Source organism: Chryseobacterium sp. KBW03, from assembly GCF_003852415.1.
Taxonomy (GTDB): Bacteria; Bacteroidota; Bacteroidia; order Flavobacteriales; family Weeksellaceae; genus Chryseobacterium; species Chryseobacterium viscerum.
On record NZ_QAJO01000002.1, the window covers coordinates 388,653 to 395,944 of the forward strand.

6 protein-coding genes are annotated in these 7,292 nt (G+C 36.8%); 3 read left to right on the top strand and 3 right to left on the bottom strand.

Going from position 1 to position 7,292, the window contains the following annotated elements:
* Entirely contained in the window at nt 1-2,139 is a 2,139-nt protein-coding gene (locus tag DBR39_RS03880) for a S9 family peptidase (protein ID WP_124530920.1), read from the bottom strand.
* A 386-nt stretch (nt 2,140-2,525) separates the two neighbouring features.
* Here DBR39_RS03880 and DBR39_RS03885 point away from each other — a divergent pair, with 386 nt between their 5' ends.
* The 3 genes from DBR39_RS03885 to DBR39_RS03895 all read left to right on the top strand — a co-directional run bounded on the left by DBR39_RS03885 (nt 2,526) and on the right by DBR39_RS03895 (nt 5,154).
* Complete coding sequence (locus DBR39_RS03885; protein ID WP_124530921.1) at nt 2,526-3,038, top strand: YceI family protein; 513 nt, start codon at nt 2,526-2,528, stop codon at nt 3,036-3,038.
* A gap of 80 nt (nt 3,039-3,118) precedes the next feature.
* Nucleotides 3,119-3,946 (top strand): 4,5-DOPA dioxygenase extradiol, encoded by an 828-nt coding sequence (ygiD, locus tag DBR39_RS03890; RefSeq protein ID WP_124530922.1) that lies wholly within the window; start codon nt 3,119-3,121, stop codon nt 3,944-3,946.
* 44 nt (nt 3,947-3,990) lie between these two features.
* Nucleotides 3,991-5,154, top strand: coding sequence for a carboxypeptidase-like regulatory domain-containing protein (locus DBR39_RS03895; RefSeq protein ID WP_124530923.1), 1,164 nt, complete (start codon nt 3,991-3,993; stop codon nt 5,152-5,154).
* A 72-nt stretch (nt 5,155-5,226) separates the two neighbouring features.
* On the opposite strand, the gene DBR39_RS03900 is transcribed toward DBR39_RS03895, so the two are convergent.
* The gene (locus DBR39_RS03900) at nt 5,227-6,702 is read right to left on the bottom strand and encodes a S8 family peptidase (RefSeq protein WP_124530924.1); all 1,476 of its coding nucleotides are present in this window, start codon (nt 6,700-6,702) and stop codon (nt 5,227-5,229) included.
* Nucleotides 6,703-6,793: 91 nt separating this feature from the next.
* The gene (locus DBR39_RS03905; protein WP_124530925.1) at nt 6,794-7,240 is read right to left on the bottom strand and encodes a GNAT family N-acetyltransferase; all 447 of its coding nucleotides are present in this window, start codon (nt 7,238-7,240) and stop codon (nt 6,794-6,796) included.
* Nucleotides 7,241-7,292: the final 52 nt, after the last annotated feature.

Below are 7,292 nucleotides of genomic sequence, written 5' to 3' on the forward strand. Positions count from 1 at the left end.
TTATTTCTTAAGATACAAATCAAAATAATCTGTGATTTTCTGCATCAGATGAACTCTGTCTTTTCCTATTACATTATGCGGATGTCCCGGATACGTAAAGTAATCTAACTGAACTCCGTTATCAACAGCAGACTTGATGAATTTTATAGAATGCTGCCACACTACTACATCGTCCTGTGCTCCATGGATCATCAATAGTTTTCCTTTCAGGTTCTGAACTTTATCCAAAAGATTAGCCGTTGCATATCCCTGTGGATTTTCCTGTGGAGTGTCCATATATCTTTCTCCATACATGATCTCATACATACTCCAGTCGATTACCGGTCCTCCTGCTACTCCTACTTTGAATACATCTGGCTTACGAAGCATAAAACTTGTTGTCATAAATCCTCCGAAGCTCCATCCATGGATTCCCATTTTTTCTCCATTTACATAAGGAAGAGACTTTAAGTACTCTACCCCTTTCATCTGGTCATTCATTTCTGTAGTTCCCAGGTTTCTGAATACAGCCTGCTCGAACTTCAATCCACGGTTAGATGAACCTCTTCCATCCATGGTGAAAATGATGTACCCATTCTGAGCCATATATTCATACCAAAGGTTTCCTGAAGCCGGGAAAGTATTGGTAATTAGCTGCAAGTGCGGCCCGTTATACAAATAAACAATTGTTGGATATTTTTTATTCGGATCAAAGTTTGTTGGAAGAATAATTTTTCCATACAAAGGAGTTCCGTCATCTGCTTTTAATTCTACATTTTTAATTTCCGGTCTCTGATAATTTTTTAATGGATTTTCAGAAGTAAGGATATTCGTAGATTTTAAATTGGCAGTATTGATAATGTCGGCAACTCTCGGTGAATTGGCATTGCTGTAAGCATCGTACAGGTAATTTCCGTCGCTGCTCAATGTGCCGATGTGCATTCCTTCTGCACTATCCAATCTCTGCATTTTGAAGTTGGCCCAATTGATTCTGTATAAATGTCTCTCTAAAGGCGTTTCTTTCGTAGAAGTAAAGTAGATCTCCTTTTTCTTTTCATTGAATCCTAAAATATCTGTTACCAGCCAGTCTCCTTTTGTAATCTGTGCTACCAATCCCTTTTCAAGACTGTAGTGGAACAAATGATTGTATCCTGTTCTCTGGCTCTGCCAGATGAAGTCTGTGTTAGAATTCGGGAAGAAAGTAAGCGGATGCTGTGGCTCTACATATTTGCTGTCTGTTTCTTCAAATAATGTTTTCACCAATTCTCCGGTAGCAGCATCATATTGATTCATTTTCATATGATTCTGACCTCTGTTCAGAACGCCTACGAAGATATACTTTGAATCCGGGCTCCATGTAACGGCCGTCAGATATTGATCTTTTTCACCCTCCACTTTTAAGAAAGTAGTAGCTTGGGTTTTAATATTGAAAACCCCTAATGTTACCTGATGAGAAGTCTGACCAGCCATTGGGTATTTGATATTGTGATTTACAGCAGGTGTTACGGACCAATCGATAATCGGGTAATCTGCTACCATGCTCTGATCCATTTTATAGAAAGCTACACTCTCAGAGTTCGGTGCGGGGAAAATTCCGGTATCAATTCCGAATTCATTTCTGTGAACAGCCTGTCCGCTGATGATATTTTCATTGGTTTCGTTGGTTACAGCAATGGTTTTTCCGTTTCTGCTTACAAATAAATTATTCTTCGCTGTGAAGGCAAACGTCTGGCCATCACCAAATATTTTTACGTTCGCAGCATCCTGATCCATTGCAGCTGTACTTTTTACTTTCCAATCGTTTCCTGATTTTTCAATCCACGACATTTTACCACCTGTAGTAAAATACCCATTGGAATTTCCTGTAAATTTAATTGGCGGAACAGCTTTCAGCTTATCATTGTAAAGGTTTCTATTCAGTTGGCTCAAAGAGATCAGGGTATCCTGTTTGTTGGTTTTCAGATCTGTAATCAGATAACCTCCTTTCACTGCCTGGATATAAGATTTTCCGTCTGCAGCCCAAGAAAATTGGGAAATATTTTTCACGGCAAGGTTGGTTCTCATTCCATTTACAGCCTCCGCCATGGTAAACTTCTGGGTCTGGGCAAATGCTGAACTGCCTAAAACCAGCATCAATAAAGAAAATTTATGTAATTTCATTGTATAAAATTGAATCCATCAAAAATAAGAAATAAAAATCATTCGTTAAGAAATGTTAAATTAAAACATTCATAAAATGGAATTCATGCACTAAAAGAAATTATTCCTTAACTTAATAGTAGAATTTTTAAAGGTGAACATTAAATGAGTCGATCGTGAATTCTCAATCCGCTTTGCTTGTCAATTTTTTATATTCCAAAAGACATTGATCATTTACTTGCGAAGCAAAATTGACAATTGATATTGATAAAATTGATTCAATATTTAAAAATAAAAAATCCATGATTTTAAGTGTAAACTGCATTTCTTATCCTATATCAATGACTTGTATATATTTTCTGTCCTAAATTTGCCTCATTAATAACAAACAAAAAATACAAAATACAATGGCTACAAAATGGATCTTAGACCCAACGCATAGTGAAATTACTTTCAAAGTAAAACACATGATGATCTCTAACGTAAAAGGAAGCTTCAGAACTTTCACTGCTGAAATTGATTCTGAAGATGAATTCTTTGCCAATGCAAAAACTACCGCTACTATCCAGACGGATTCTGTATTCACAAACAATACAGACAGAGATAACCACTTGAAGTCTGCTGAGTTCTTCAATGCTGAAGTACATCCTACGATTACTTTTGAATCTCAGGCATTAAATAATTCTATTGTTGGAAATCTTACCATCAACGGAATTACAAAACCTGTAGATCTTGACGTAGACTTCGGAGGAATCAATGTAGACCCATGGGGAAACACAAAAGCAGGTTTCTCTTTTGAAGGAAAAATCAGCAGAAAAGATTTTGGATTAAACTGGAATGCTGCTCTTGAAGCAGGAGGTGTAATGGTAAGTGATGATGTAAAAGTAGCTGGTGAATTACAGTTTGTAAAACAAGCATAGTTAATAACATATATTATAAAAGGTTCAGGGATTTGTCTAAAAGCCTTGAACCTTTTATTTTTTTATAATCTTCAATATTTATGAACCTCAACGATCTTCAAAACATAAGCGACAGTTTTAAAAACACTCAGAGAATGCCTGTTTTATTTCTTGGACATGGTTCGCCGATGAATGCCATTGAAGAGAATCAATTTGTACAGGGTTTCCGAAAAGCTGCCTCAGAAATTCCCAAACCTAATGCAATTCTTTGTATTTCTGCTCATTGGTATACAGACGGAACTTTTGTAACAGCTATGGATATGCCGAAAACCATCCATGATTTTTATGGTTTCCCAAAAGCATTATTTGATGTCCAGTATCCCGTTCCGGGAAGCCCAGAACTCGCCAAAGAAACTGCGGAATTACTTCTACCTATAGATGTGGAAGAAGACCACAGCTGGGGACTGGATCATGGGGCATGGTCAGTCATCAGACATATGTATCCGGATGCTGATATTCCGGTGATTCAGCTGAGTATTGACCATACAAAACCACCTCAGTATCATTATGAGCTTGCCAAAAGACTGAATAAGCTTCGTGAAAAGGGCATTCTGATCATCGGAAGCGGAAATATTGTACACAATCTTAGACTTATCGACTGGAAAAACATAAATACAGTGGGAGCCGGATGGGATTGGGCAGTTGAAGCCCGGGAGAAAACCAACAACTGGCTTCTTGACGGTAATTTTCAGAATATTATTGATTACCAGAAGCAGGGAACTTTCTTACAGTATGCCGTTCCTACACCTGATCATTACCTTCCTTTGCTCTATACTTTAGGGCTGAAAGATCAGTCTGAAGAACTCACTTTATTCAATGATGAACTCATCGGTGGATCATTGAGTATGACCAGTGTAAGGATTGGATAAATTCTTCTTTCATTATCACTAAAAGTTTAGTAATATTGTTTGCCATGAAAACAATATTACTATTTTTTTTGCTTGCCTCTTCTGTTTTTTCCGGTCAGGTGATAAAGGGGAGTGTAGTAGATGATACCGGTCGCAGAATAGACAATGTCAACATTTATCTTGATGGAACGAAAACAGGAACTGTTTCAAAAGAAGACGGAAGTTTTACATTAAATCTTTCTACCCAAAAATATGGAAATCTTGTTTTCCAGAAAGAAGATTACGAAACCTTTACCATCGGATTACCCGATGTTATTAATAAGACTTTAAAAGTAGTATTGACTAAAACCAATGCTATTGAAGAAATAAGACTGGTTCCTTACACTCCTGAAGCTTACCAGAATTATATCAATTATTTCCTGGATACTTTTATAGGTAACAATCGTGAAGATGTGAAAATAAAGAATCAAAGGTCTTTAAAGTTTTCCTATGATAAAAAGAATAAACTTCTGAAAGTAAAGGCTCCCAACACTTTAATCATTGAGAATAAAAATCTTGGCTATGAAATCAGTTACAATCTGATCAGCTTTTCTGCCGACTTCAACTCTAAAATGGTCAATTATACCGGAACAAGTTTTTTTAAAGAATCAAAAAATACAGATAAGGTGAAACTTAACCGTATGAACGCCTATGAAGGCAGTCTTCTTCACTTTTTCAGAAGTATCTATGATCATAAAATTGTTGAAGCGGGATTTATTGTTAATCAGGTGGTAAGAATTCCCAACCCACAATATCCTTCTGAAGAGGAACTGAATACTTTAAAAAATTACCTGGAAATTGTAAACAAACCTGACCTCAATACTATTCCTGAAAATATCAGAGAAATTGCCCGCAGAAAAAATGCTCAGAGCCAATACATGCTGGCTATTGTAAAAACAAAGATCCCTGACTTGGATTATGTTAAAAGATCAGACGGACAGGTTTTTCTTGAATTCAAAGATATTCTTCAGGTCAATTATCCTAAGTTTTATTATGAGCTTAAAGGAAAAGAATTTGTGAAAAGAGCGAACCGGAATATATTATCTTCATTTTTACATTCTGATGGAGAATCGTTCGAAATTTCAAAAGAAGGAAACATCACAACTCCGGATCAGCTCATCAATGAAGGTGATTTCTCCAAAAATAAAATTGAAAACATGCTTCCTCTTGATTATCAATTAGGAGATTAATATTTTAGAATAAAAAAGGAAATACCTCAGAAGAGATATTTCCTTTTTCTTTTTATAATCGTCTGTTATTATTTATTGCACCGCTTTTAATACATTGATGTTTCCGTAGCCGTAGCTTGAATTTACATTGGGATAGTAAGTGGCAGACTGTCTCATTTTATTAAGCACCTGCTCTCTCGTCCATGATGGATTTTTAGCCCAAACCAAAGCTGCAATTCCTGCTGTAGCTGCCGTGGCCACTGAAGAACCTCCTACATAATCTGCCTGACCATTGTAATAGCTCAAAACAGGAACGGTATTTCCTGAAGGTCTTTCCATCTGGAAGGTAAAGTCGATCTGGCTTCCAGAGTGGCAAACATCACATTTCTGATTGGATGTATTCTCTTTCACCCCTGTTATCGCCTGAGTTTCTGACATTGATGCAGGGAAAATTACCCCAACAAAATTAGTGAAGCTGGTAGAAGTTCCTCCAGCACAGAAAATCAGTTTTCCTTTAGAATAAGCATATTTAACCCCATCTTCGATTTTCCCGACAGAGAAGATATGTCCCATTGACATTGAGATGATCTTTACATTTGTATTGTTACCCAATTCTGTGAAAGCCGTTTTTACAGCAGTCTGCTCACTGGAAGTTTCCAGGACAACGTTTTCTGCGGCTCTGTAGGCAATCAGGTTAGCATTATAAGCAACTCCTACAGGTAATCCTGCATTATTTCTTGGAGCGGTCATTACAGAAGCCATTTTAGTTCCGTGCCCACACTGATCTCCGGATCCGTCTGAATTATACACTCCGAGTTTACTGATTGTTCTTCCTGAAGAAGCCCCATTGTTAAAGCTTCCTCCCAATAAAGTCTGCTCAGGGGAAACTCCTGTGTCAATAAGCCCGATGGTAACACCTGCTCCTGTACTGTAGCTCCAGGCATCAGGAATATTGTGCTTGGCAAAAGCCCATGGAATTTTTGCACTTGGCGTTGTAGAAGTGTAATCTGCTGTATTTAATGTTGATGATGAAAAACCACATCCTGATGAACCGCTGCCAGAAGATTTTGCAGCTGATTGAGCCTCGAATTCAAAATAATGATAGTCTGCAGGCTCCACGTATCGGATGTTTTTCATTTGTCGAAGAGCAGTAATGGTTTCTTCATTTTCAATCACCACATCCATCTGATTAAGATACTGGTCTGAAAGAAGGAGAAAATTTCTTTCATCTTTTCCTTCATACTTTTTGATGACAGAAAGGACTTCTTTTTCCATATCACTGCTATTTGGAGATTTACTTCTGTCAAAATCATCTTTAGAAGCTCCAAAACCGATAGATACCATTTTGTTTCCACGGAAAATAGCGCTCCATACGAAATGATCGGATTCATTCTTCCAGTTGAAAGCACCGTCTGTTTTAATAGCCTGATTGATCCTTTCGTTGATCTGTTTTGCAGTCAGCGGATCTTTCTGAGACATTTCTGTTTTTACATTTTCGTTCTGAAGTTCTTCTCTGGAACACGAGTTTAAAGCAAAAAATATTGCCAGGAGGAATACAGTTTTTTTCATATGTTATTATTTTGGTTGGAGCCACAATATAACACTTTCATGGGAATTAAAAACTTAAAAAAAATGAATTTACCATTACATGAATATTAAATTAAAATACTTTTTCATAACAGACACTTTGCTCAACGCCAATGTATTGCCCATAATTGGGAATCCTGTAAAATCCACTTTTTTCATATATTGAGATGGCGCTTTTTAGGTCCTGGGAAGTTTCCAATACTGCTTTTTTAAAATTCAATTCCGCTGCCCAGTTTTCCAGTTCTTTTACAATCGCTGAGCCCAGTCCATTTTTTCTGAATTCAGGATCGGTAAACATTCTTTTTATTTCTATCGTATCTTCTGAAAATGGTTTGAATGCTCCACAAGCTGCCGGGATATCATCTATATAAGCCACAACACAATTTTTGATGGCATCAATTGTATTGAACTGAGCAAAAAAATCATCATTCTCTCCATTATGTTCGGATAAAGTAGCATCAAGGGATTTTACGAGATTTTGAAAATCTGTATTGGTGGAATCTGTTCTGAGGAGGTGCATGTTTATTTAATTTAAAGATTTAAAAAATTAAAAGCTCCATAAAAATACAAAG

Bases quoted from the DNA above. Each gene is read 5' to 3' on its own strand.
- DBR39_RS03885 (WP_124530921.1), top strand. From the start codon at position 2,526: ATGGCTACAAAATGGATCTTAGACCCAACGCATAGTGAAATTACTTTC.
- DBR39_RS03905 (WP_124530925.1), bottom strand. From the start codon at position 7,240: ATGCACCTCCTCAGAACAGATTCCACCAATACAGATTTTCAAAATCTC.
- DBR39_RS03895 (WP_124530923.1), top strand. From the start codon at position 3,991: ATGAAAACAATATTACTATTTTTTTTGCTTGCCTCTTCTGTTTTTTCC.
- ygiD (WP_124530922.1), top strand. From the start codon at position 3,119: ATGAACCTCAACGATCTTCAAAACATAAGCGACAGTTTTAAAAACACT.
- DBR39_RS03880 (WP_124530920.1), bottom strand. From the start codon at position 2,139: ATGAAATTACATAAATTTTCTTTATTGATGCTGGTTTTAGGCAGTTCA.
- DBR39_RS03900 (WP_124530924.1), bottom strand. From the start codon at position 6,702: ATGAAAAAAACTGTATTCCTCCTGGCAATATTTTTTGCTTTAAACTCG.